Origin of the sequence: uncultured Methylobacterium sp., assembly GCF_964251405.1 — a bacterium.
GTDB lineage: Bacteria > Pseudomonadota > Alphaproteobacteria > Rhizobiales > Beijerinckiaceae > Methylobacterium.
On the sequence record NZ_CAXUJR010000017.1, the window covers coordinates 24,530 to 48,685 of the forward strand.

Genomic DNA, 24,156 nt, shown 5'->3' on the forward strand with positions numbered 1-24,156 from the left:
CGTGATCGCGAAGATGTCGACGTAGGACTGCCGGTGGGTGAGGCCGGTCACCGCCAGCAGGGTGATGACGGCGCCGTTATGGGGGAGCGTGTCCATGCCGCCGCTCGCCATGGCGGCGACGCGGTGGAGCACCTCCATGGGGATCTGAGCGGCCTCGGCCGCCGCGATGAAGGTGCCCGACATCGCGGCCAGCGCGATGCTGAGGCCGCCCGAGGCCGAGCCGGTGATGCCGGCGAGCGCCGTCACCGTGACCGCCTCGTTGATCAGCGGGTTGGGGATGGCGGCCAGAGTCTCGCGGATGGCGAGGAAGCCCGGCAGGGCCGCGATGACGGCGCCGAAGCCGTATTCGGAGGCGGTGTTGAGGGCGGCGAGCAGGGAGCCCGCCACCGCCGCCTTGCTGCCCTCCGCGAATCCGGAGGCCACCGGCTTCCAGGCGAAGGCGAACACCGCGAGGATGCCGGCGAGCAGCGCCAGCTCCACCGCCCAGATCGCCGTGACCTGCGTCGTCGTCGTCACGATCGGCTTGTCGAGGCCGGCCAGCATCGTCTCGACCTTCTCGCCGTAGAGGCGCGGGATCAGCGCCGTGAAGGCGAGGTTGGCGAGGCCCACCACCACCAGCGGCAGCAGGGCGATGGCCGGATGCGCCAGCCCCTCCGCGGCGACCGGGGCGGGCTCGTTGGCATGGCCCTCGCCGTAGCCCTCGCCCTTGCGTTTCGCGCTGGCGATGCGCCAGTCCAGATAGGTGACGCCGAGCACGAGGATGAAGGCGGCGCCGATCAGCCCGAGCCAGGGGGCGGCCCAGGTGTTGGTGCCGAAGAAGGTGGTGGGGATGATGTTCTGGATCTGCGGCGTGCCCGGCAGCGCGTCCATAGTGTAGGAGAACGCGCCCAGAGCGATGGTACCGGGGATGAGGCGCTTCGGAATCTCGCTGAGGCGGAACGCCTCTGCGGCGAAGGGATAGACCGCGAACACCACGACGAAGAGCGAGACGCCGCCATAGGTGAGCAGGTTGCACACTAGGACGATGGAGAGCACGGCCCGCCGCGCGCCCACGAGGTCGATGACGGCGGTGACGATGGAGCGCGAAAAGCCCGACAGCTCGATGACCTTGCCGAACACGGCCCCGAGCAGGAACACCGGCAGGTACAGCTTCACGAAACCGACGAGCTTGTCCATGAACAGCCCGGAGAAGACGGGGAGCACGGCCGAGGGGTCGGTCAGCAGCACGGCGCCGAGGGCAGCCACCGGGGCGAACAGGATGACGCTGAAGCCGCGATAGGCCACCAGCATCAGGAAGCCGAGGGCGAGGAGCGCGATGGCGAGGCTCACGGTTCGCACTCCTGTTCACGGGTGTTCGTCGAGGCGTAACGAAGCGTCGCCGTGAGGGTTGCGTGAGAGAGGGCGAGGATGCCGCGGAATCCCGGGGTTGAAGCGAGCCGGGGAAGGACATCTGTAGGATTAGCACCTCCCCTCCCCCTGCGGGGAGGGGTAAGGGGTCGGGGTGGTTCCGCTAGCCTCCGCAGCAGGGTCACCCCGCCACCCCCACCCTCGATCCCTCCCCGCAAGGGGGAGGGAAGTGCGTTCAGGTGAGAGGCCAAGCCGATGACATCCCCTCCCCGCTACGAGGTCTGCGTGGTCGGTGCCGGCGCCGCTGGCCTCTCGGCCGCCCTGGCGCTGGCCCGAGACGGAGTCGCGACGGCGCTGGTCGGGCGCCACGGCGCTCATCCCGACGGGCGCACGGTGGCGCTCCTCGACGGGTCGGTGCGCTTCCTCGAGGCGCTCGGCGCCTGGGCGGCCGTCGCCCTCCACGCTGCGCCGCTGGCCGAGCTCCACATCGTCGACGATACGGGGAGCCTGTTCCGGCCGCCGCCGGCCCGCTTCGTCGCCTCCGAGATCGGTCTCGACGCCTTCGGCTGGAACGTCGAGAGCGCCCGCCTCGTCGCCTCCCTGCGGGAAGCGGCCCGCGCTGCTCCCAACCTCACCCTGATCGAGGCCGACGCGGCGGGCCTGGAGCAGGCGGCCGATGCCGCCACCGTGCGCCTCGCGGATGGGGAGGGCGTGAGCGCCCGCCTCGTCGTCGGAGCCGATGGCGGCCGCTCCGCCATGCGCAAGGCCGCGGGCGTCAGGGAACGGTCGTGGTCCTACCCTCAGGCGGCGATCACCACGCTCCTGGCCCACGACCGGCCGCACCGGGACGTCTCCACCGAGTTCCACACGAGGCAGGGACCCTTCACCCTGGTGCCGTTGCCGGGCGGCCATCGCTCCAGCTTGGTCTGGGTGACCGGCGAGACCGCGGCGCGCCGACTCTCCGAACTCGACGATGCAGGTCTGGCCCGCGCGATCGAGGACCAGGCCCAGGCGATGCTCGGCGCCATGCGCATCGACGGGCCGCGCGGTCTCGTGCCGATGCGCGGCCTCTCCGTGGCGAGCCCGGTGGCGGACCGCCTCGCCCTGGTGGGCGAGGCCGCCCACCTCTTCCCGCCGATCGGCGCGCAGGGACTGAACCTCGGTCTACGCGATGCGGCGGCCCTTCGAGATGCGGTGCTGGCGGCCCGCAACGATCGCCGCGATCCCGGCTCGCGTCAGGCTCTGGCGGGGTTCGCCCGCTCGCGCTCCCTCGACGCGCGCCTGCGCACCGCGGCGGTTGACACCCTCAACCGCTCCCTGCTCAGCGGCCTCGTGCCGGTGGATGCCCTGCGCGGCCTCGGCCTCATCGCCATGACGACGATCGCCCCGTTGCGCCGCCTCGTCATGCGCGAGGGCGTGCTGCCGCGGATCGGGGCGCCAGCGCTGATGCGCCGGGGATGAGACTGCCGGAGGTCAGCGGCCGGCCACGTCCGGCGTCGCCTCCGCCCGGTTCTGACGCATCGGCGTATGCAGCGAGCCTGTCGCGACACCGCCCTCCGGCTCGTGCTCGAAGGCCGTTCCGGACCGGCCGAGCTTCGCCCCATGGGCGAACAGGGCCTGCATGTAGCGCCCCTCGAAGGGCACGGTGCTCGTCGCCGTGAAGCGCCCGTCGATCTGCGCGACCCTGAGGTCGATGCCGCTACGATCCGCGAAGGCCCGCGCCAGCGCCAGCGCGGTGCGGGTCTGCGCCTTGATCGCCGCCGACATCGAGCGGCCGAGCACGCTCAGGGTGGTGCGCGAGGCCATCTGGAAGTTTGGGGCGAGCCGGTTGTTGATCACGAGATAGACCGACCTGGTCGGCAGCCGCACCAGCTCCCTGCCCTGCCCGACGAGGGCCGGTTCCGGGGCGAGGTAGAACGGCGCCATGGTGCCGCCGTCGTCGTGCATCTCCTGGAACGTCCTGCCGTCCGGCCCCCGCGCCTCGATCAGCACGGGCGGAAACACGCCGGGCACCGCCGAGGAGGCGAGGATCACCGAGCGGAACAGCGCGAGCGCCCGTGGGCCGCCGTCGCTCGCGATGGCACCCATGTCCCACAGGACCGGACGTTCGCTGTCGACCGCGGTGGTGGCGACCAGCAGGCGCCGGCCCTTGGCATGCTCGGCCGCAACGGCCTTCAGGAGCTCGGGCGTCACCGAGCGCTCGATGCGGCGCTTGAGCGGCCAGGTATCGGTGAGGGATTCGGGCGTGGCTCCGAACTCGAACACGTCGGCGGCCGAGACCTCGGTATAGGCCCTGGCGAGCACGCCATCCTCGCTCGCGCCGACGAAGGCGAAGGGCGCGATCATCGCCCCCGTGCTGACGCCGGTGATCACGCCGAAGGCGGGCCGGTCGCCGGCCTCGCTCCAGCCGTTGAGGAGGCCGGCCGCGAAGGCACCGTTCTCGCCGCCGCCGGAGATGACGAGCCACGGCTCGGAGGCCTGGGAGGCGTCGTCGACGAGAGCCTGGAAGGCAGCCGGGTCGTCGCCGGCGATCCGCACCCCCGACAACCCTTCCGGGCGGGCATCGGCCGCATCCCCGGCCGTGAAGGTGGGGCGGTCGGGTAGCTTCTGGCGGTCGGCCAGTTTATGGCGCTCGATGGCCGGTCCGGCCCGAGCTGCGGAGTGAGGCAGGCCGAAGAGCGGGAGGGTGAGGCCCAGGACGACGGTACTCAGGAAGGCGGCGGCGCGTGGGAAGACGGCCGTGCGCAGGAAGGAGCGCCCCTTGATCGATCCGGACATGCCGTCTCGTCCTAATTTTGAATACCGCCTCAGTCGCAAAACGCCATCGGGGCGGACCCGTTCCGCGTTCCGTTCGGCGTCGTCCGTATTCGCAGCGTCGCGCGTGCGACCACGCACCCCGGCCTGCTCAACGCAACCGTGTCTGGCGACCGAGTTGACCGCAGGCGCAGCCTTGTTGACCGTAGGCGCGGCCTTGCCTAACCGCCGGTCCAGGGCGCGTCCGTCGCGCGTTTCCTCAACGGAGCTTCGAGATCCCGATGAAACTGCCGCGCCGCTTCTTCCAGCCGCTCGCCACCGGCGCGCCGGCCCCGTTTCGCGATTTGCCCGTCAAGCTCGAGCGGATGATCCACTTCGTGCCGCCCCACAACGACAAGGTCCGTGCCCGCGTGCCGGAGCTCGCGTTGAGCGTCGACGTGGTGCTCGGCAACCTCGAGGACGCGGTCCCGGTCGACCAGAAGGAAGCCGCGCGCAAGGGCTTCGTGGCGATGGCGCAGGCCACCGACTTCGCCGCCAGCGGCACCGGCTTGTGGACCCGCATCAACGCCCTGAACTCCCCCTGGATTCTCGACGACCTGTTCGAGATCGTGGCGCAAGTCGGGGACAAGCTCGACGTGGTGATGGTGCCCAAGGTCGAGGGCCCCTGGGACATCCACTACATCGACCAGCTGCTCGCGCAGTTGGAGGCGAAGCACGGCGTCGGAAAGCCGATCCTCGTCCACGCCATCCTGGAGACGGCCGAGGGCGTCGCCAATGTCGACGCCATCGCCAGCGCCTCCCCGCGCATGCACGGCATGAGCCTCGGCCCGGCCGATCTCGCGGCGTCGCGCGGCATGAAGACCACCCGCGTCGGCGGCGGCCACCCGGATTACCGCGTCGTCGCCGACCCGACCACGGACGGCGCCGCGAGGGCGAGCGCCCAGCAGGACCTCTGGCACTACACGATCGCCAAGATGGTCGATGCCTGCATGGCCAACGGGCTCAAGGCCTTCTACGGCCCGTTTGGCGACTTCTCCGACGGCGAGGCCTGCGAGGCCCAGTTCCGCAACGCCTTCCTGATGGGCTGCGCCGGGGCCTGGACGCTCCATCCGAACCAGGTGGCCATCGCCAAGCGGGTCTTCGCCCCCGATCCGGCCGAGGTCGCCTTCGCGGTCAGGATCGTCGAGGCGATGCCCGACGGCACCGGCGCGGTGATGCTCGACGGCAAGATGCAGGACGACGCCACCTGGAAGCAGGCCAAGGTCATCGTCGACCTCGCCCGGCTCGTGGCCGACAAGGACCCGGATCTCGCCAAGACCTATCAACTCGGCTGACGACCTATAACCTGGGGTGATGCCCCCTGCGCCGGGCGATGACAGGTTCACACGATGACATGGCGCGCCCGGCGCCTTATCTCCCTCCCATGACCGACACGACCATGACCGCTCCGCAGATGCGCAAAGCCAAGTTCAGCCTCGGATCCGTGGTGCGCCACCGGATCTACCCGTTCCGCGGCGTCGTCTTCGACGTCGACCCGGTCTTCGACAACACCGAGGAATGGTGGCTGGCGATCCCCGAGGAGGTACGGCCGCGCAAGGACCAGCCGTTCTATCATCTCCTCGCCGAGAACGCCGAGAGCGAGTACGTCGCCTACGTCTCGGAGCAGAACCTCGTGCCCGACACCTCAGGTGAGGCCCTGCGCCACGCCGGCATCGCCGAGGTCTTCGAGCGTGACTCGGACGGCGGGTATCGCATGCGCGAGCGCCACGCGAATTGAGGAGCGTTGGGCCGGCAGCAAGAGTTCCGGACGCTTTGCGGCGTCTTGCGCTGGCTTGCGGAAGGTTTGGACCCATGACGAAAAAGGCCGGGCGATCGCCCGGCCTCGTCTCGCTTCGGAAGCCTCAGCCCATCAGGGCTTCGGCGCGGCCGCCGGGGCCGGAGTCGCCGCAGTTCCGCCCGCGGCGCCCTGCTGCTCGAGCTTCTTGCGCATGTCGTCGCTGCGCTTCTCGAGCTCGGCCTGAAGCTTCTTCTGCTGCTCCTCGAGTACCTTCGGGTCCATGGCCGGGCCGTCGAAGGCCTTGCCGAAACCGGCGAGCGGCACCGCGAAGGTGACCTCGCGCTGGGTCTGGTTCTGGACGCTGACGTTGAGGAGCGTGCCCTTCTTCATCGCGTTGACGAGCTCGTTGGGGACGTTGCCGGCCTCCGCGAAGCAGCCGTTGGGGAAGCACACCGCGAACTTGCCCGGCGTGCCCTGCTGGCCGTCGATGGTGAAGCGGATGCCGGGCTGCAGCAGCAGGCCGAGCGGCATCAGGTAGCGCACCACGCGCACCTCCTGCTTCGTCTGCGGGTTCTTCATGTCGTAGACGGCGACCGCCAGGACCGGCTGGCCCTGGTCGGAGACGAAGTCGCGGGTGGTGTAGCAGACGTCGGTGCCGCTGCCCTGATCCTTGCCGCAGACCTTGGTCCACTCCGTCTGCGAGGGCTCCGACTTCACCGTGACGGTCTGCGGCCCCGTCTGGGCGGCGGGGGTCTGAGCTGCCGGGGTCTGGGTCGGGGCGGTGGGCGCGGGGGCGGTGGGGGCCGCCGGCTTGCCCTTGGGCTGGGGGGTCTGGGCCAGGGCCGGGCCGGCAAGGCCCGCCGAACCTGTGAGCCCCGCCAGGGCGAGGATGGCGGCGATGCGCAGCGGGCGCGCGGGACGGTTGGCGAAGGACATCAGCTCTGGACCCCTTGGATGATGAAGCGGCGCGACATCGCGTGCAGGATGGCGTGCAGGACGGAACGCGGTTCGATCGCGGCGCGGGTGACGGTGGCCCACGGCGGCCCGGACCACCCTCGCGCCGAACGGATGCGCAACGATGACTGTGCGCTGTCCTGGAAGAACGCCCGGACGAGCGGGCGGCCTGCTTTCCTCCCGAATGCGGCGAAGACATGACACCAGCGCCGTTCCTGGCCCAGCATCCGGCCGCCCGCAAGGGGGGCGGTGCCTCGTTAAGCCGCGCTTAACCCTAAGGCTTCATTACGGAGCGTCATCTCCGGAGCGAGGGAAAGGTGTCGGCGCAACCCGTGACCAGCACGACCGCCCGCGACCGCGCCCCGTCTTCGGCCCGTCGGGTTCCGGCTGCGGCCGAGGCCCCGCCGCCGCGCGTCCGTCCGGTCCAGCCACCGGGCCAAGCACTGGGCTCGACAGCGGGCGAAGAGCCGAAGGCATCCGAATCCGTCCCCGAGCCGGGTCCCGCTCCGTCCGGCCGCTCGGGCCTGTGCGCCCTCCTCGCCGAGACTGCCTACGTCCATCCCGGTCGCATCGCGCTGATCGATCCGGCCGACAAGCGCGCCTGGAGCAGGCGCCCGCCGATCACCTGGACCTACGCCGCCGCCGCCGAGATCGTGGCTCGCCTCGCCAACGGCCTGCGCAGCTGGCGCCTTCCGCGCGCGAGCCGCATCGGCCTTTTCCTCGGGGGCGGCGCCGAGAGCGTCGTCGCCTATCTGGCCATCGAGGCGGCGGGCCATAGCCCTTGCCTGCTGCCTCCGGCCTGGAGCGAGGACGACCTCGTCACCGCCGTCCAGGCGGCCGGGATCACCGCCATCCTGTGCCAGGCCCAGGCCGGCGATGCCGCCCCGGCCGAGACCATGCGCCGGGTCGCGCTGCGCTATTTCGGCCTGCGCTACCTCGCCGCCTTCGGTCCCGACGTCCCGGACGGAGTCATCAGCCTCGACGGCATGGCGCTCGATACCGGCGGCGGGCCGTTCGCCGTCGATACCGGCGGCGGACTCGTCAGCTTCGCCGGGGGCGATCCCTCGCGCCCCGTCCATCGCTCGACACAGGCCCTCCTGGCGGCGATCGCCCTGCACCGGACGAGGACCGGCATCCTGCCGGGCGACCGCATCCTGAGCCTGCTTCCGCTCAGCGACCTGCGCGCCGTGGTCACCGGCCTCGGAGCGGCCTTGACGTGCGGCGCCAGCCTGGAAACCCTGCCGGCCTTCGGCGCCCACGCCTTTGCCGAGACCCTGGCCCGGCCGTTGCCGACCCATCTCGTGGCACCCGCTGGCCTCGAGCGGAACCTCGCGGCGAGCCGCCTGCCCGAGACCCTGCGCTCGCTCACTCTCGCACACCGGGCGCCGTCGCGCTTTCCCACCCGGCACCTGAACGCCGCGAGATCCTACCCGGTGGTGGACGTGGTCGCCTTCGACGAGATCGCGCTCCTGTCGGGCACCCGTGGAACTGACGACGTCGTCCGGACCCTCGCCGATCCCGAGCGGGCACGGCTGCCCGAATCGCTGATGGCGATCTGCGCCGACGAGGCCGGACGCCTCGCATTCCGGGGCGAGGCTTGCCGAATCACGCTGCTGCAACGCGGCAGCAATCTTGAGAAAAGCGCCGAGGACTGGTCCGAATCGCGCTTCCGTACGACCGTCCTGGCAGGTCGCGCCACCGCCTTGACGGCTGTCGAGCAGCCTTGACGAGCGACCTGTCCACAAATTCGCAGAAAAATTCCGGCGCCTCCTGGAGGGAGGATCGCCTTGGCGAATGACACCGCTCGAGCCCACCCGGCGACGGGCGATGATAGGAGGTTAACAAAACGTTAACAGGAGTTTGCGGACACTGCCTCACCCGCCTCGGCAACCCAGGTCCCACCTCGTCCCCGCCGAACTCCCCCTGGTCCACCGCCGCGACGCTATCTTATGTTTCGAAAGATGGTCGGCGAACCGAACGTGGCCATGTGTGTTGTCACACGTGTCCCTTTTCATGGGGCGGTCGATGGAATACGTCTCGTGGCTATGGGTGCGCTGCAACAAGTGCTGGTCGTCGATGATGGTCACCGCGCCATCGATCACTCCTTGGCCGGAGATCTGGCCGAGCTCGGCTACGCCAGCGTCACGGCGTCGCTGGAAGCGGCCGACGACGTCCTGGCGGTGATCAGTCGCCCCGCCGCCGTCCTCCTCCAGACATCGTCCCGTTCCAACCCGGCCTACGCGGCCTTGGCCCACCGCCTGCGCGACCAGATGCGGCGTGCCGGTATCCCGGTCATCATCGTCGACGAGGCCCTTGCCGGGCAATCCGGTGGCGCCATCGACCTGCAGAGCCGGATCGGGCCCTACGTGCTGAACGAGCCGGACCTGTAGCAATCCGAGCCCGCCGGCGCGGGGTGTTATTGGGCGGGTCCCGGATCACCCTGCGCTGTCGCTTCGGGCGTCCGGGAAAGACGGTGTGCTTGCCTATCCGGCCTTCCTGCCCGGTAAGGCCGGCGTCGTTTCCTTCGCGGCCTTGCCTTTCGCGGTTCCTCCCTTGGCGATCTTGGCCAGATTCCGCAGGATCGTCGTCGTCACGCTGAGCCGCTCGGGGATCGAGGTCAGCTCGCGGATGAACACGATGCTCATGTCGGGCCGCACCTTCGCGAATGACGCCTGCTCCGCCACATAGGCCACCAGGCCCTGCGGGTTCGCGTACGACTTATCGCGGAAATGGATGACGACGCCCTTCGGACCGGCCTCGACCTTCTCGACATTGGTGTCGCGGCACAGGATCTTGATCGTGACGATGCGCAGCAACTGCTCCACCTCGGGCGGCAGCGGCCCGAACCGGTCGATGAGCTCGGCCCCGAAGCTCTCCATCTCGGCATCGTTCTCGATCTGCGAGAGGCGGCGGTAGAGGCCGAGCCGCACGGTGAGGTCCTCGACGTAGTCCTCCGGGATCGTGACGGGGGCCCCGAGCGCGATGGTGGGCGACCACGCCTCCTCCACCGGCTCGTCGATGCCGGCTTTCAGCGCGGTGACCGCATCCTCCAGCATCTGCTGGTAGAGCTCGTAGCCGACCTCCTTGATGTGACCCGACTGGGCATCGCCGAGCAGGTTGCCGGCGCCCCGGATGTCGAGGTCGTGGGAGGCCAACTGGAAGCCGGCGCCGAGGGTATCGAGGGTCTGCAGCACCTTGAGGCGTTTCTCCGCCTGCACCGTGAGGGTGCGGTTGGCCGGCGTCGTGAACAGCGCGTAGGCCCGCGCCTTGGCGCGCCCGACCCGGCCGCGCAGCTGATAGAGCTGGGCGAGCCCGAACATGTCGGCCCGGTGGACGATCAGCGTGTTGGCGGTGGGGATGTCGAGGCCCGATTCGACGATGGTGGTCGAGAGCAGCACGTCGAACTTGCCCTCGTAGAAGGCCGTCATCACGTCTTCCAACTGGCCCGCCGCCATCTGGCCGTGCGCCACCGCGACCTTGGTCTCGGGCATCTCCCGGTCGAGGAACAGCTTGATCTCGGCGAGATCCTCGATGCGCGGCACGACGTAGAACGACTGCCCTCCACGGAAACGCTCGCGCAGCAGGGCCTCGCGGATCAGTAGTGGATCGAACGGTGTCACGAACGTGCGCACGGCGAGCCGATCCACCGGCGGCGTCGCGATGATCGAGAGTTCGCGGACCCCGGTCATGGCGAGCTGGAGCGTGCGCGGGATCGGCGTCGCCGAGAGGGTGAGGACGTGGACGTCCGCCTGGAGGTTCTTCAGGCGCTCCTTGTGGGCCACGCCGAAATGCTGCTCCTCGTCGACGATGATGAGGCCGAGATCCTTGAAGGTGATCGCCTTGGCGAGGAGCGCGTGAGTGCCGATCACGATGTCGACGGTGCCGGCGGCGAGGCCTTCGCGCACCCGCTTCATCTCCTGGGCCGAGACGAAGCGCGAGGCCTGCGCCACCTCGACGGGCAGGCCCTTGAAGCGCTCTGAGAAGGTCCGGTAGTGCTGGCGCGCGAGCAAGGTGGTGGGCACCACCACGGCGACCTGCTTGCCCGAGATCGCCGCCGCGAAGGCGGCGCGCAGGGCCACCTCGGTCTTCCCGAAGCCGACGTCGCCGCAGACGAGGCGATCCATCGGCCGGCCCTCGTTGAGGTCCGAGAGCACCGCGTCGATGGCGGTGGCCTGGTCCTCGGTCTCGTCGAAGACGAAGCGCGCGGCGAACTCGCCGTAGAGGCCCTCCGGCGCCACGAGGCGCGGGGCCTGTTTCACGAAGCGCTCGGCCGCGACCCTGATGAGCTGGCCGGCCATCTCGAGGATGCGCTTCTTCATCCGGGCCTTGCGGGCCTGCCAGGCGCCGCCGCCGAGCCGGTCGAGCGCCACCTCCGCATCCTCGGAGCCGTAGCGGGTCAGAAGCTCGATGTTCTCCACCGGCAGCAGCAGGAGGCCGCCGGCATATTGAAGCTCCAGGCAGTCGTGCGGCGCGCCCGCCGCCGTCACGGTCTTCAGGCCGACGAAGCGGCCGATGCCGTGGTCGGCATGGACCACGAGGTCCCCGGGCTGGAGCGCCTGCACCTCCAGGATGATGTCCTGCGGTCGCTTGGCCTTGCGCTTCTGGCGCACCAGCCGGTCGCCGAGGATGTCGCCCTCCGAGATCACCGCGAGCCGGTCGATGGTGAAGCCGGCCTCCAGGCCCCACACCGCCACGGCGACGTCGCTGCCGCGCTTCAGCGCGTTCACGGCGCCGAGGGTGTTGATCTGCAGCGGCTTCTTGAGGCCGTGGTCGGCCAGCACGCCGCAGAGCCGGTCACGGGACCCATCGGACCAGGATCCAAGGATCACGTGATGACCGGATGCCTGGAGATCCTTCACGTGCGCCACCGCCGCGTCGAACACGCTCGCCGATTCGTCGGCGCGCTCGGGGGCGAAGCTGCGCCCGGGCTTCGCCTCGCAATCGATGACGAGCCGCCCCTCCCCTTCCGGCACGTCGAAGGGCGAGAGCCGCGCGACGCTCGCGGCGGCGACCCGCTGCGCCCATTCCTTGGGGCTCAGATACAGCGCGTCGGGTTTCAGGGGCTTGTAGGGGGCGACGCCCGATTGGGGCGTCTTCATCGCCTCGGCGCGGGCATCGTAATAATCCTGGATCAGCGACAGGCGCTCGGCGGCCGCATCCTCGACCTGCGGGTCGAACACCATCGGCACGCCGGCCCAATAATCGAACAGGGTGTCGAGCCGCTCGTAGAACAGCGGCATCCAGTGCTCGAGCCCGGCATAGCGCCGGCCCTCGCTCACCGCCTCGTAGAGCCGGTCGTCGCGGGTGGCGGCGCCGAACTGCGCGACGTAACCCTGGCGGAAGCGTCGGATCGTCTCCGTGGTGAGCTGGACCTCGCTCATCGGCACGAGGTCGAGGGAGCGCATCTGCCCGATGGTGCGCTGGGTCTCGGGATCGAAGGTGCGGATCGATTCGAGCGTGTCGCCGAAGAAGTCGAGGCGGATCGGGCTCGGCAGACCCGGAGGCGACAGGTCGAGGATGCCGCCGCGCAGGGCATATTCGCCGGTCTCGCGCACGGTGCCGGTGCGCAGGAAGCCGTTGGCCTCCACCCAGGCGATCACCCGCTCCATCGGCATCACGTTGCCGATCGCCGCCGAGAAGGTCTCCACCGCGATCTTGTCGCGCGGGGGCACGCGCTGCACCAGGGCGTTGACCGTCGTGCAGAGGATGCGCGGGCGCTCCTCCGACGAGCGTGACCGGGTCAGGCGCGAGAGTGCCGTCATGCGCTCGGCGGCGATGGCGGAGTTGGGCGCGACGCGGTCGTAGGGCTGGCAATCCCAGGCCGGCACGCTCATCGCCTCGATCTCGGGGGCGACGAAGGCGAGCGCGCTGCGGAAGGCGGCCGAGCGCCCGGAATCGCGGGCCACGTGGACCAGCACCGCCGGACCTTCGGCGCTGGCTCCCATCGCCCGGGCGAGGTCGGCGACGACCACGGCATCGAAGCCATCGGGAACGTTGGCGAGCGTCGGGCTTGTCCCGCGCTTCAACGCCTCGATCGCCCGGGCGAGCGCGCCGGATTTCGGCAGGGCGAAGCGCGCGGTCTGCGGTTTCGGGGCGGGTGCGGGCGGTTTGGGCTGGGGTTTTGCCATCGGATCGGGGTGTTTGCTCAAGGTCTTGGGCGCGGGGTCTTCCCTCGACACAGGTCATTCCGGGGCTGCAAAGCAGAGCCCGGAACCCAGAGCCTCGGGTCGTGGTCCAGCCGGCGCTACCTGCGGATCTGGGTTCCGGGTTCGCCTTCGGCGCGCCGGAATGACATGCGTTCAGAATGAGAGCGATGACCGAGCATCGGCCCCGATCAGCTATGGATCGGCGCGTCGTGCTTATGGAATGCCTGGAGCCTGCGGTATAGCGGGGTATCGTAGTTCTGCGGCGTCTCGTCCTCGCCAGTGAGCCAACGGAAGAGGTCGCGGTCCGGCACCTCGATCAGGGCCTCGAACTCTGTCAACTCCACCTCGCTGAACGTGCCGATCTCGGCGTCGGCGAAGCGGCCCATGATCAGGTCCATCTCGCGGATGCCCCGGTGCCAGGCCCGGAACAGGGTGCGGCGGCGGCGCGGGTCGAGGTCGGCGCTGGTGCGGGTGGTGCCGGACATGCGGGTGAGCCTGTATCCTGTGATCGGAGGATCCGAGGACCAGAGGATCCAGAATCCTCGCCGGACGGCTGGTCCCGAAAGGTCATCTCCTGCCGAGACGATCGCGACGAAGATCTGGGGTCCGAAACGTCGACGTCAACCAAAGCAGCCGATCCGAGGCGAATGAACTGATCCGGGCGCGGAGGGACCGGAACGCCGTTTTAACGTCTGGACTGCAGTCTGTAGTGGGCCGCTGTCCGGTTTGCGGCGCGAAGCGGCATCCCTGACGGACTGATCTCCAATGCCTCGGCTCTCGATTCCCGCCAGTATTCCCACCGGTCTGCGCGCGCTGACGATCGCGAGGCGGTTCTATCTCGTCACCGCGCTGGGCATCTGCACGGCGGTCCTCACGGCCCTCGTGTCCCTGTCGAGTACCCGCGAAACGATCGTTGCCGAGAAGCGCTCCGAGACCCGGCACATCGTGGAGGTCGTCGCCGCGCAGGTGAAGAGCTACGTCGCCCTGGCGAAGGCGGGGACGCTGAGCGAGACCGAGGCCCGGCGCCTCGCGGTCCAGGCGATGCAGGCCGCGCGCTTCGACGGCACCAACTACGTCTTCTCCTACGATTACGACGGCGTCGTCGTCGCACACGCGAAGGCCGCCTTTCTGGGCACCAACCGGATCGACGTGAAGGACAAGTTCAGCGGTCGCTTCATCGTACGCGACCTCATCGCCGCCGCGCGGACGGGAGTCGGCTTCCTCGAATATGCGACGCCGAAGGCCGAGGGCACCGAGCCGTTCCCCAAGCTCACCTACGTCCAGGACATCCCGGAATGGCGGTTCTTCGTCGGCGCCGGGATCTATGTCGACGACATCGACGCCATCCTGCGCGAGCAGATGATGACGGTTGGCTGGAAGATCGGCGTGGCCGCGCTGGTCCTGGGATCGCTCGCCTTCCTCCTGGCACGCACCGTATCGGCTCCCCTCGGTGTCCTGACCACACGGATGACGCGCCTCTCCAACGGCGATCTCGACGCTCCGGTCGCGGGCGCGGACCGTGGCGACGAGGTCGGCGCCATGGCGAGATCGGTGCAGGTCTTCCGCGAAGCCCTCATCGCCAAACGCGAGGCGGATGCCGCCGCCCTCGTGGAAGCCGATGCCAAGGCCCGCCGGGCCGACGCCCTCGACCGGCTCACCCGCGGGTTCGAGGCCAGCGTCACCACCCTGACGAAAGGCCTTTCCACGGCGGCGGCCGAGATGGAGACGACGGCGGGCTCCATGAGCCGGACCGCGCGGCGCGCCAGCGAGCAGTCGGTCGTGGTCGCCTCGGCGGCCGAGGAGACCTCCACCAACGTCCAGGTGGTCGCCGCCGCCAGCGAGGAGATGTCCGCCTCGATCGCCGAGATCGAGGCTCAGGTCGGGCGCTCGTCGCAGATCGCGGCCCGTTCGGTGGAGGACGCGAACCGAACCGACGGCGCCGTGCGGGCGCTCGCCACCGAGGCCGAGTCGATCGGCACCGTGGTCGCCCTGATCTCGGCCATCGCCGAGCAGACCAACCTGCTCGCGCTCAACGCCACCATCGAGGCGGCGCGCGCCGGCCCTGCCGGCCGGGGCTTCGCCGTCGTCGCCGCCGAGGTCAAGGACCTCGCCTCGCAGACGGCCCAGGCGACCCAGGACATCGCCCGCCAGATCGGCCTGATCCAGGACGGGACGCAGGGCGCCGTGGCCGCCATTCGGGGCATCGGCCAGACCGTGGCCGAGATGAGCGCCATCGCCGACACCGTCGCCGCCTCCATGAGCCAGCAGGGTGCGGCGACCCAGGAGATCGTCCGCAACGTCGGCCAAGCCGCCCAGGGCACGCAGGCGGTGACGGTGAGCATCGCCGCCGTCAAGGATGGCGCGGAGGAGACCGAGGCCGCCTCCGGCCGGGTGCTCGACGCGGCTCGGGATCTGGCCCGCCATTCCGAGCGGATGGGCGAGGAGGTCACCTCGTTCCTCGCCGCCGTGCGTGCTGCGTGAGGGGGCGATGGGCACATGATCCGCTGATCCCGGGATAAGGGCGTCCAAGGACGGACCGCTGGCACTGAACCTTGCGGCGAGCCGTCGCCCGCCTGATCGTCGTCCGGGGATATAGTGAAGGTCACAAGCCAGGTATCATCCGCCTTTCAGCCCGTCCCCTAATCGAGCGCGATGAGCCAAGACCACAGCCAAGACCACAGCCAAGACGCCGGCGCAGCCCTGGCCGAAGGACGCGGCCGCAGCGCTGGCGCGCGTTCATCGGATCAGGCTCCGAGCCTGCGCCCGAGCCTCCTCGACCCGCTCTTCGCGCCAGCCCGCGGCCTGCCCGGCATCGGCCCCAAGATGGCGCCGATGATCGAGCGGCTTCTCGGCACCCCCGAGCGCCCGGCCCGGATCATCGACCTCCTGTTCCACCTGCCGCAGGGCGGGGTGGCGCGCCGCCTCATGGGCTCGATCAGCGAGGCGCCGCCGGGCGAGCCGGTCACCGTCGGCGTCACGGTGACGGGTTACCGGGCGCCTCAAGCAGGGCCGGGCAAGCGCCCCTACCGGGTGCTGGTCGAGGACCCCACCGGCGACATCACCCTGGTGTTCTTCGGGATGCCAGCACCCCGCGTCGAGAAGATGCTGCCGCTGGGATCGCACCGCTACGTCACCGGGCGCATCGACCTCTGGGACGGGCACCGCCAGATGGTGCATCCCTCCCGCATCGTCGACGAGGCCGGGTTCGCCGCCCTCCCCGCCGTCGAGCCCGTCTACGGCGCCACCGAGGGGCTGACCTCGCGGGCGATCTCGAAGCTCGCCCACGCCGCCCTCGACCGCCTGCCGGTGCTGCCCGAATGGCAGGACCCGGCCTGGCTGAGGCAGAACGGCCTGCCGGCCTTCGCCGAGGCGCTCCGCGCCGAGCACAAGCCCGACGGACCACCTCCCCCCGTCGCGACCGACGGCACCGTGCCGGCCACCCCCGCGAGACGCCGGCTCGCCTATGACGAGCTCCTGGCCTCGCAGCTGGCGCTCGCCCTCACCCGTGCCCGCAGCCGCCGCGGCCCCGGCCGCCAGAATGCCGGCGACGGAGGGCTCTTGGGCCGGATCGAGGCGGCCCTCCCCTTCGCGCTCACCGGGGCGCAGACCCGCGCGCTCGGCGAGATCCGCGCCGATCTCGGCTCCGACCGGCGCATGCTGCGCCTGCTCCAGGGCGATGTCGGCTCGGGCAAGACCGCGGTGGCGCTGCTCGCCATGGCGAGCGCCGTGGAGGCCGGGCGACAGGCCGCCCTGATGGCGCCCACCGAGATCCTGGCCCGGCAGCATCACGACCGCCTGACCGCCATGGCCGGCCCCCTGCGCCTGCGCCTCCTCACCGGCCGCGACCGGGCCGCCGAGCGCCGGGCCACGCTGTCCGACCTCGCCGAGGGACAGGTCGACATCGTGGTCGGCACCCACGCGCTGTTCCAGGAGAGCGTCGCTTTTCGCGATCTCGGCCTCGCGGTGGTGGACGAGCAGCACCGCTTCGGCGTCCACCAGCGCCTGGCGCTCGGCGCCAAGGGGCAGGCCGTGGACATTCTCGTCATGACCGCGACGCCGATCCCCCGCACCCTGGCGCTGACCTTCTTCGGCGATATGGACGTCTCGGTGCTCGACGAGAAGCCGGCTGGGCGCCGGCCGATCGCGACTCGCCTCGTCTCCACCGACCGCCTCGACGAGGTCGTGGCCGGCCTCGGACGGGCGCTGCAGGCGGGCGAGCAGGTCTACTGGATCTGCCCCCTGGTGGCCGAATCCGAATACGTCGATCTCGCCGCGGCGGAAGACCGCTTCGCCGACCTGCAGGCCGAATTCGGCGCGGTCGTCGGGCTCATCCACGGCAAGATGCCGGGGCCGGAGAAGGACGCCGCCATGGAGCGCTTCGCGGCCGGCGACACCCGCATCCTGGTGGCGACCACGGTGGTGGAAGTCGGCGTCGACGTGGCCCAGGCCACCATCATGGTGATCGAGCATGCCGAGCGCTTCGGGCTCGCCCAGCTCCACCAGCTGCGCGGCCGGGTCGGGCGCGGCGCAAAAGCCTCGACCTGCCTCCTCCTCTATCGCGGGCCGCTCGGCCAGGTCGCCCGGGCACGCCTCGAGATGATGCGCGAGACCGAGGACGGCTTCCGGATCGCCGAGGAGGATCTGCGCCTGCGCGGCGAGGGCGAGGTGCTCGGCACCCGCCAGTCGGGGCTCGCCGCCTTCCGCCTCGCGCGGCTCGAATCCGATGGCGATCTCCTGGAAGTGGCCCGCGACGACGCCCGCCTCGTCGTCGAGCGCGATCCTGCCCTGAGGAGCGAGCGGGGCCGAGCCCTGCGGGTGCTGCTCTACCTGTTCGAGCGGGACGCCGCGATCCGGCTCCTGGGGGCTGGGTGATCAGGCATCCTGCCTCTCCGGCTGCGCTGCGGGCACGGCCAGCGCCTTGTCGCCTTGCGCGGCGCGCAGGGTCGCCGCCATCGCCTGGAGCCCGGCCTGCGGGTCCTCGGGCTGGATCACGCCCGCCGACATCACGAGCTTGGCGGCGTCGTCGACGCTGATCGGCACCTCGCGGATGTCGGCCCGCGGCAGGTAGAAGAAGAAGCCCGTGGTCGGGTTGGGCGCGCAGGGCAGGAACACGCCGACATGGTCGCCCGCCTCGCCCAGAGCCGCCTGCACGTCGGGGCCGGCGGGCGCCGAGACGAACACCACCGACCAGGTGCCCTTCACCGGGAACTCCACCAGCCCCACTGTGCGGAACGAGGTGCCGTTGGCCGAGAACAGGGTCTCGAAGATCTGCCGCAGGCCCTTGTACAGCCCGGAGATGACGGGGGTGCGGGCGAGCAGCACCTCGCCGAACTCGACCACGCTGCGGCCGACGAGGTTGGCCGTGAGGAACCCGAGCAGCGTCACCGCCAGGAAGGCGATGAGGAGGCCGAGGCCGGGGATCGAGAACGGCAGGTAATGGTCCGGCAGGTAGCTCGCCGGCACCAGCGGCTTCACCCAGCTGTCGATCAGGCTGATGAACCACCAGGTGAGATAGGTCGTGATGGCGAGCGGACCGGCGACGATGATGCCGGTGAGGAAATAGGTGCGCAGGCGCCCGCGCTTGCTCAGGCGCGGACGGACGCCGGCCGGGTCGGGCTCTGGTAACGGCAGGACCTTTTCGCGCACGGGGCTGATGTCTCGCTGGGGCCAGGACGGGTCCGGCACCCGACAAGCGTTAGCGAGTCGGCCCCCCGACCTCAAGCGGAGCCTCGATCGGCGCGCCGATGCCGGGTTCGTCGCCCGGCCCCGGATTCAGGCCTCCTTGACGCCGGCGAGGAAGCCGCCGAGCTCCCGGCTCAGGCTCTCGGAGTGACGCGACAGGTCCTGGGCGGCGCTCAGCGCCCGGGACGCGGCCGCGCCCGTCTGGCTCGCGCCCTCGCGCACCCCCGCGATGTTGGTCGTCACCTGCTCGGTGCCCCGGGCGGCTTCCTGCACGTTGCGGGTGATCTCCCGGGTCGCAGCCCCTTGCTGCTCCACGGCCGCCGCGATGGCGGCGGCGTAGCGCGACATCTCGTCGATGGTCCGGCCGATCCCCTCGATGTCGGTGACCGCCTCCTGCGTCGCCGCCCGGATCTCGGTGATCCGCTCGCCGATCTCAGCTGTCGCCTTGGAGGTCTGGCCCGCGAGGTCCTTTACCTCAGAGGCGACGACCGCGAAGCCGCGGCCCGCCTCGCCGGCCCGCGCCGCCTCGATGGTGGCGTTGAGCGCCAGGAGGTTGGTCTGCGCGGCGATGTCGGCGATCACGGCCACGAAGCTGCCGATGCGCTCGGCCGTGGTCGCCAGGCGCCGCACCGTGGCGTCCGTGCGCTTGGCGTTCTCGACGGCTTGCCCGGCGATCTGCGAGGATTGGCTGACCTGCGCCACGATCTCGTCGACCGAGGCCGACATCTCCTCGCTCGCCGCCGCCACCGTCCGCACGTTGGCGGACGTCTCCGCGGCGGCACCGGCCACGACCACCGTCTGTCGCGTGGTCTCCTCGGCCAGGCCCGTCAGGCCGCGCGCGGTGGCCTCCATCTCGGCCGACGCGCCCGCCAGCCCCTGGGTCAGCGACGCGACGTTGGCCTCGAAGCGCTTCGTGATCCCGTCCAGCCGCTCGGCGCGGTCCGTCTTGGCCTCGGTCTCGATCGCCCGTGCCCGGTCGCCGGCCTGCTTCGCGACGAGGCCGTCCCGGAACACCTCCACGCTCGCCGCCATCGCGCCGATCTCGTCGCGGCGCCCGAGTCCCGGCACGGCGAGGTCGAGGTCTCCCCGGGCGATCCGCCGCATCGCGTCGGTGATGGCCGCCAGCGGGCGCAGGACGCCCCGCAGGGTCGTCGAGAGCGCGAAGGCGAGCGCGGCGAGGCCGAGCATCAGAGTGCCGAAACCGACCTGCCGGGCAAGCCCGTAGGCGGAGGAGGACCGCGCGTGCACGGATTCGGCGATCTCGATCTGCAGATCGATGAGCCGGCCGATGGCCTCGCTGACGGGATCGATCGCCTGGTAGAGCTCGTCCTTGACGAAGCGGTCGAGCGCGACCGCATCGGTTCGGCGGAGGATGGCCAGGAGCTCGGCCATCGCCGCGTCGGCGCGGCCCATGGCGGTCTCGGCCTCGGCGACGAGCCGCCGCTCGCGCGCATCGAGCACGGCCGGCACGTAGGCGGACCATGTCGACCGGATGCGGGTCGCGGCCTCGTCGACCGCCCCCAGGCCCACGGACCAGGTCTGATTGCCGTTGCGCACCTTGTGCGAGGCGTCGACGATGTTGACCGCGTACATGTCGGCCACGACCTTCAGGTCGCGCAACGGCACGATGCGCTCGGCGTAGATGCTCGCCATCCCGGAATTGGCGGTGCTGGACGCGTACCAGCCCACCCCCCCTGTCAGGACGAGGGCGGCGAAGAGCGCCCCGATGGCGGCCAACACGCGGACTTGGATCGAGCGCATCGCGCAGGTCCTGAAGGGATGGTTTCCGATGCGACAGGATGAACGGCAACGTTTAGGATTTGGCTAATACCCGCTATGGTTGACCGCATCCGGCGATGCACGGGCGCCCTGCCTCAAATACAGAGCGAGGAACGAGGCGATGCATGTCCATCACGGCTCCGGCGGCGGCTATGGATCGCATGCTTCCAGCGCGGCCCTTCGCGTGGCTTGCCGAGTCTATCCCGGGCCGATCGATGGCCGGACCCGCCGCGATCGTCACGACCTCCGCCGCCGCAGAATCTCGGCGGCAACGATGCCCCAGGATCGTGCCCCCGCCGGCCCGCATGCAGGAGCGGTGGTGTTTCGAGCCAGCCTCGGTGACCTTTAGGATTGTGCTTAAACTCGTCGTGGTAGGAGGGCAGCGCTGGCGGATCGTCCGTCCCCATACAGGCAGGCGCGCCCGACCATGCAGGAGCGGTCACTCTCGAAGGGCCTGCCGAACCTGAGCCGCGGCATCAGGGTCACGGCCCTCGTCGTCGGGCTCGGCATCCCGGCCGTGGTGGCGAGCAACCTCTACCAGCAGTACGGGCACGAGATCCACGCCGCCGAGGTCAACACGGCCAACGCGACCCGCGCCCTCGAACAGCACGCCGACCGGACGCTGGAGACGGTGGACACCTACCTCCAGGCCGTGGTCTCGCTGATCGGGTCGCGCATGGACGGCCTTCCGCCGGAGGTCGTGCACGTGGCGCTACGCGACCGGATGCTCCAGTCCAAGCACCTCAACAACTTCCTCATCGTCGACGCGGACGGCCGGCTGACTCACGAGGCGGCCGCCTACCCGGCCCGGCCCGTGGACGTGACCGACCGGGACTACGTCGAGGCCCTGCGCCGGAACCCCGATGCCGGCCTTCACGTCGGCCGGCCCATCGTCGGCCGCATCAGCGGGACCCCGGCCCTGCCGCTCGCCCGCCGGATCACGAATGCGGACGGCTCCTTCGGCGGCGCTGTCGTCGCCCTGCTCAACCCCGCCGCGTTCCAGGAGATCTACGACGCCCTCGACCTCGGCGCCGGTTCGACGGTGGCCCTCTGGCGTGCCGACGGGACCTTGCTGGTCCGGGCGCCGAACGTGCCGGCCCTCATCGGGAAGAACTACGCCGCCACCGAAAACTACAAGCGCTACATCCTGCCGCGGCAGACCAAGCCGTTCTGGTCGATCGGGTCCACCGACGGGGTCGAGCGCGTCCTCGCCCTCGGCTTCGTGCCGTCCTACCCGCTCTATGTCAGCGCGACGCAGTCGCGCGATACCACCCTCAGAGCATGGCGCAAGACCGCCTGGACCCAGGGCTCGGTTGCCGGCGGGCTGACCCTCGTCCTTGTCCTCGCCCTGCTGGTCCTGGCGCGGGAGATCGGTCGGCGCCAGCGCGCGGACCTCCAGGTGCGCGAGGCCGAGCGCAGCGCCCGCATCACCAGCGGACTCCTCCAGAACACCCTCGACACGATGGACCAGGGGCTGATCGAGATCGACGCCGAGGGCGCCGTGCAGGTCTGCAACCGGCGCGCGCGCGAGCTCCTCGGTCTCGACGAGGCCGCGATGGCCGCGAGGCCCCCCTTCGGCAGGGAGCTCGAATCGCAGCTGCGCCACGGCGAGGCCGACCACGCCGGCTCGGGATCGGCGCATCTGTCCGACGAGCACGACGTCGCGCGCTGCGCGCCGGTCTTCGAGCGCGAATGCCGGAATGGGACCGTCCTCGAGGTCCGCACCGTCGCCCTGCCCGATGGCGGCGCGGTGCGGACCTATACCGACGTCACGCAGCGGCGGCGCAGCGACGAGGCCTTCAAGGACAGCGAGGCGCGCTACAGCCTGCTCGCCCGCACGGTCACCGACATGGTCGTCATGACCGGCCTCGACGGCGGCCCGCACTACGTGTCGCCGGCGAGCCGCGACCTTCTCGGCTACGCCCCGGAGGAGCTCGTGGGCCTGCCTCCTCTCACGCTGGTCCATCCCGATGAGGTCGCGCATCTCTCCGCGATGCTCGGAGCCCTGCGGGAGGGCGCGTGCGACCAGGCGGTCAGCACCCACCGGCTTCGGCGCAGGGACGGGGCCTTCATCTGGGTCGAAGCGAAGTTCGGGTTGATCCGCAACCCCGCGACCGGCGCGCCCGAGCGCGTGGTGAGCGCCGTGCGCGACGTCACCGACCGCCAGGCGCAGGCGCAGGAGCTGCGGTCCGCCAAGGACGCGGCCGAGGCGGCCGCGGCCGCCAAGGGCGAGTTCCTCGCCAGCATGAGCCACGAGCTGCGCACGCCCCTCAACGGCATCATCGGCTTCTCCGGGCTGCTGCTCGACAGTCCGGAGCTCAGGACCCCGACGCTGCGCCGCTACGCCCACCTCGTCCAGGACGCCAGCGCCAACCTCCTGTCCATCGTCAACGATGTTCTCGACGTGTCGAAGCTGGAGGCCGGCGGCCTCGGGCTGGACCCGGGTCCGTTCCCGCCGCGGGATCTCGTCGAGGGGGCGGCGGCACTCCTGCGCAGCGAAGCCGACGCCAAGGGACTCGTCCTGCAGGTTGAGGTCGACCCCGCCGTGCCCGCCTCCCTGGTGGGTGACGAGGCGCGGCTGCGGCAGGTGGTGCTGAACCTGCTTTCCAATGCGGTCAAGTTCACCGCCAAGGGCAAGGTGCGGCTGTCCGTGGCCTGCGAGGGCGCGACCGACGGGCGGGTCCGGGTCCGCTTCACCGTGACGGATACGGGCATCGGCATCCCGGCGGACAAGCACCACCGCCTGTTCCAGCGCTTCAGCCAGGTCGACGGCTCCACCGCCCGGCAGTTCGGCGGGACGGGGCTGGGGCTCTCGATCTGCAAGAGCCTGGTCGAGATGATGGGTGGCACGATCTCGGTCGACAGCGCCGAGGGGAAGGGGTCGGCCTTCTCGTTCGTCGTCGCCCTCCCGGTCGCCGCGGCGAACGATGCGGCCCCGGACCACGAGACCGCTGGCGCACTCGCCGGGCCGCAGAGGCCCGCCCGTATCCTGCTCGCCGAAGATGTGGAGATGAACCGGGAACTGGCCGTCGCGATGCTGGCGAAGTGGGGCCACGGCGTCGACGTCGCCGCCGACGGCGCGGCGGCCCTGGAGGCCGTCGTGCGGACCCCCTACGACCTCGTGCTGATGGACGTGCAGATGCCGGTGATGGACGGGCTCGAGGCGACGCGGCGCATCCGCCGCCTCGGGGGGGCGTTCGAATCGCTCCCGATCGTCGCCATGACGGCGAACGTGATGGCCCGCGACATCGCCCTGTGCAAGGCGGCCGGGATGGACGACCATGTCGGCAAGCCCTTCGTCCCGGCCCGCCTCAGGGACGTCGTCGCGCATTGGATGCACGCGCGTGCGACCGGCCCCGGCTCCGAGCCCGAGCCCGACCTGGTGCGGAGCGTCCGGCACGACCCCGCCGTGCTCGGCGATCTCGGGGACCTCGTCGGCCCCGACCGCCTGGCCCTGATGCTGGGAAAGTTCGATCTGGAGCTCGCCCGGCGCTTCGCGTCGCATCCGTGCGGGGAGTACCCGCGCGGGGACGGGTGGCCATCGATCGGGCAGGACGCCCATACCCTCGTCTCGACGGCGGGCCTCCTCGGCTTCCTCCGCCTCTCGGACCTCTGCCGGGAGCTGGAACAGGCCTGCACCGCGCCCGCACCCGACGAGCCGGGGAGCTGCGGCAAGCTCGACGAGGTCCGCGCGGAGATCGCCTGGGCGAGACAGGC

General features: G+C 70.6%; 16 protein-coding genes. 8 read left to right on the plus strand and 8 right to left on the minus strand.

What is annotated here, in order from left to right; translation table 11 throughout:
• The coding region (locus ACFE7U_RS05295; RefSeq protein ID WP_375408687.1) for a GntP family permease at positions 1–1,329 on the minus strand (1,329 nt) is incomplete at its 3' end.
• A 273-nt stretch (positions 1,330–1,602) separates the two neighbouring features.
• Between ACFE7U_RS05295 and ACFE7U_RS05300 the strand changes: the two genes are divergently transcribed.
• Positions 1,603–2,808 (plus strand): FAD-dependent monooxygenase, encoded by a 1,206-nt coding sequence (locus ACFE7U_RS05300; RefSeq protein ID WP_375408688.1) that lies wholly within the window; start codon positions 1,603–1,605, stop codon positions 2,806–2,808.
• A 12-nt stretch (positions 2,809–2,820) separates the two neighbouring features.
• Here the strand turns inward: ACFE7U_RS05300 and ACFE7U_RS05305 are convergent, their stop codons facing one another.
• The gene (locus ACFE7U_RS05305) at positions 2,821–4,125 is read right to left on the minus strand and encodes a patatin-like phospholipase family protein (protein ID WP_375408689.1); all 1,305 of its coding nucleotides are present in this window, start codon (positions 4,123–4,125) and stop codon (positions 2,821–2,823) included.
• Between the two features lie 257 nt (positions 4,126–4,382).
• Between ACFE7U_RS05305 and ACFE7U_RS05310 the strand changes: the two genes are divergently transcribed.
• Positions 4,383–5,435 (plus strand): HpcH/HpaI aldolase/citrate lyase family protein, encoded by a 1,053-nt coding sequence (locus ACFE7U_RS05310; protein ID WP_375408690.1) that lies wholly within the window; start codon positions 4,383–4,385, stop codon positions 5,433–5,435.
• A gap of 104 nt (positions 5,436–5,539) precedes the next feature.
• Positions 5,540–5,878, plus strand: coding sequence for a heat shock protein HspQ (gene hspQ / locus ACFE7U_RS05315; protein WP_375408691.1), 339 nt, complete (start codon positions 5,540–5,542; stop codon positions 5,876–5,878).
• Positions 5,879–6,010: 132 nt separating this feature from the next.
• On the opposite strand, the gene ACFE7U_RS05320 is transcribed toward hspQ, so the two are convergent.
• A complete protein-coding gene (locus ACFE7U_RS05320) occupies positions 6,011–6,814 on the minus strand; it encodes an invasion associated locus B family protein (RefSeq protein ID WP_375408692.1) in 804 nt (267 codons plus the stop codon).
• Positions 6,814–7,059, minus strand: coding sequence for a hypothetical protein (locus tag ACFE7U_RS05325; protein ID WP_375408693.1), 246 nt, complete (start codon positions 7,057–7,059; stop codon positions 6,814–6,816). The genes ACFE7U_RS05320 and ACFE7U_RS05325 overlap by 1 nt, the downstream gene beginning before the upstream one ends.
• A 105-nt stretch (positions 7,060–7,164) precedes the next feature.
• Between ACFE7U_RS05325 and ACFE7U_RS05330 the strand changes: the two genes are divergently transcribed.
• Positions 7,165–8,559, plus strand: coding sequence for an AMP-binding protein (locus tag ACFE7U_RS05330; protein WP_375408694.1), 1,395 nt, complete (start codon positions 7,165–7,167; stop codon positions 8,557–8,559).
• A 318-nt stretch (positions 8,560–8,877) separates the two neighbouring features.
• On the plus strand, positions 8,878–9,222 hold the full coding sequence (locus tag ACFE7U_RS05335) for a hypothetical protein (protein WP_375408703.1): 345 nt from the start codon (positions 8,878–8,880) through the stop codon (positions 9,220–9,222).
• A gap of 93 nt (positions 9,223–9,315) precedes the next feature.
• On the opposite strand, the gene mfd is transcribed toward ACFE7U_RS05335, so the two are convergent.
• Together mfd and ACFE7U_RS05345 are read right to left on the minus strand one after the other, a co-directional pair.
• Positions 9,316–12,960 (minus strand): transcription-repair coupling factor, encoded by a 3,645-nt coding sequence (gene mfd / locus ACFE7U_RS05340; protein WP_375408695.1) that lies wholly within the window; start codon positions 12,958–12,960, stop codon positions 9,316–9,318.
• Positions 12,961–13,166: 206 nt separating this feature from the next.
• Positions 13,167–13,463, minus strand: coding sequence for a succinate dehydrogenase assembly factor 2 (locus ACFE7U_RS05345; protein WP_375408696.1), 297 nt, complete (start codon positions 13,461–13,463; stop codon positions 13,167–13,169).
• Between the two features lie 280 nt (positions 13,464–13,743).
• Between ACFE7U_RS05345 and ACFE7U_RS05350 the strand changes: the two genes are divergently transcribed.
• Positions 13,744–15,459, plus strand: coding sequence for a methyl-accepting chemotaxis protein (locus ACFE7U_RS05350; protein WP_375408697.1), 1,716 nt, complete (start codon positions 13,744–13,746; stop codon positions 15,457–15,459).
• Positions 15,460–15,630: 171 nt separating this feature from the next.
• A complete protein-coding gene (gene recG, locus ACFE7U_RS05355) occupies positions 15,631–17,850 on the plus strand; it encodes an ATP-dependent DNA helicase RecG (RefSeq protein WP_375408698.1) in 2,220 nt (739 codons plus the stop codon).
• Here the strand turns inward: recG and ACFE7U_RS05360 are convergent, their stop codons facing one another.
• Together ACFE7U_RS05360 and ACFE7U_RS05365 are read right to left on the minus strand one after the other, a co-directional pair.
• Positions 17,851–18,624, minus strand: coding sequence for a DUF502 domain-containing protein (locus tag ACFE7U_RS05360; RefSeq protein ID WP_375408699.1), 774 nt, complete (start codon positions 18,622–18,624; stop codon positions 17,851–17,853).
• Positions 18,625–18,750: 126 nt separating this feature from the next.
• Positions 18,751–20,421: a methyl-accepting chemotaxis protein gene (locus ACFE7U_RS05365; protein WP_375408700.1), complete on the minus strand. Its 1,671-nt coding sequence runs from the start codon at positions 20,419–20,421 to the stop codon at positions 18,751–18,753.
• A 445-nt stretch (positions 20,422–20,866) separates the two neighbouring features.
• Here ACFE7U_RS05365 and ACFE7U_RS05370 point away from each other — a divergent pair.
• A partial coding sequence (locus ACFE7U_RS05370) for an ATP-binding protein (protein ID WP_375408701.1) occupies positions 20,867–24,156 on the plus strand: 3,290 nt, incomplete at its 3' end.

Excerpts from the sequence above, each read along its gene's own strand:
- ACFE7U_RS05335 (WP_375408703.1), top strand. The coding sequence starts at position 8,878 with ATGGGTGCGCTGCAACAAGTGCTGGTCGTCGATGATGGTCACCGCGCC.
- ACFE7U_RS05325 (WP_375408693.1), bottom strand. The coding sequence starts at position 7,059 with ATGCTGGGCCAGGAACGGCGCTGGTGTCATGTCTTCGCCGCATTCGGG.
- ACFE7U_RS05345 (WP_375408696.1), bottom strand. The coding sequence starts at position 13,463 with ATGTCCGGCACCACCCGCACCAGCGCCGACCTCGACCCGCGCCGCCGC.
- ACFE7U_RS05365 (WP_375408700.1), bottom strand. The coding sequence starts at position 20,421 with ATGCGCTCGATCCAAGTCCGCGTGTTGGCCGCCATCGGGGCGCTCTTC.
- ACFE7U_RS05350 (WP_375408697.1), top strand. The coding sequence starts at position 13,744 with ATGCCTCGGCTCTCGATTCCCGCCAGTATTCCCACCGGTCTGCGCGCG.
- ACFE7U_RS05305 (WP_375408689.1), bottom strand. The coding sequence starts at position 4,125 with ATGTCCGGATCGATCAAGGGGCGCTCCTTCCTGCGCACGGCCGTCTTC.
- ACFE7U_RS05320 (WP_375408692.1), bottom strand. The coding sequence starts at position 6,814 with ATGTCCTTCGCCAACCGTCCCGCGCGCCCGCTGCGCATCGCCGCCATC.
- recG (WP_375408698.1), top strand. The coding sequence starts at position 15,631 with ATGAGCCAAGACCACAGCCAAGACCACAGCCAAGACGCCGGCGCAGCC.
- ACFE7U_RS05310 (WP_375408690.1), top strand. The coding sequence starts at position 4,383 with ATGAAACTGCCGCGCCGCTTCTTCCAGCCGCTCGCCACCGGCGCGCCG.
- mfd (WP_375408695.1), bottom strand. The coding sequence starts at position 12,960 with ATGGCAAAACCCCAGCCCAAACCGCCCGCACCCGCCCCGAAACCGCAG.
- hspQ (WP_375408691.1), top strand. The coding sequence starts at position 5,540 with ATGACCGCTCCGCAGATGCGCAAAGCCAAGTTCAGCCTCGGATCCGTG.
- ACFE7U_RS05300 (WP_375408688.1), top strand. The coding sequence starts at position 1,603 with ATGACATCCCCTCCCCGCTACGAGGTCTGCGTGGTCGGTGCCGGCGCC.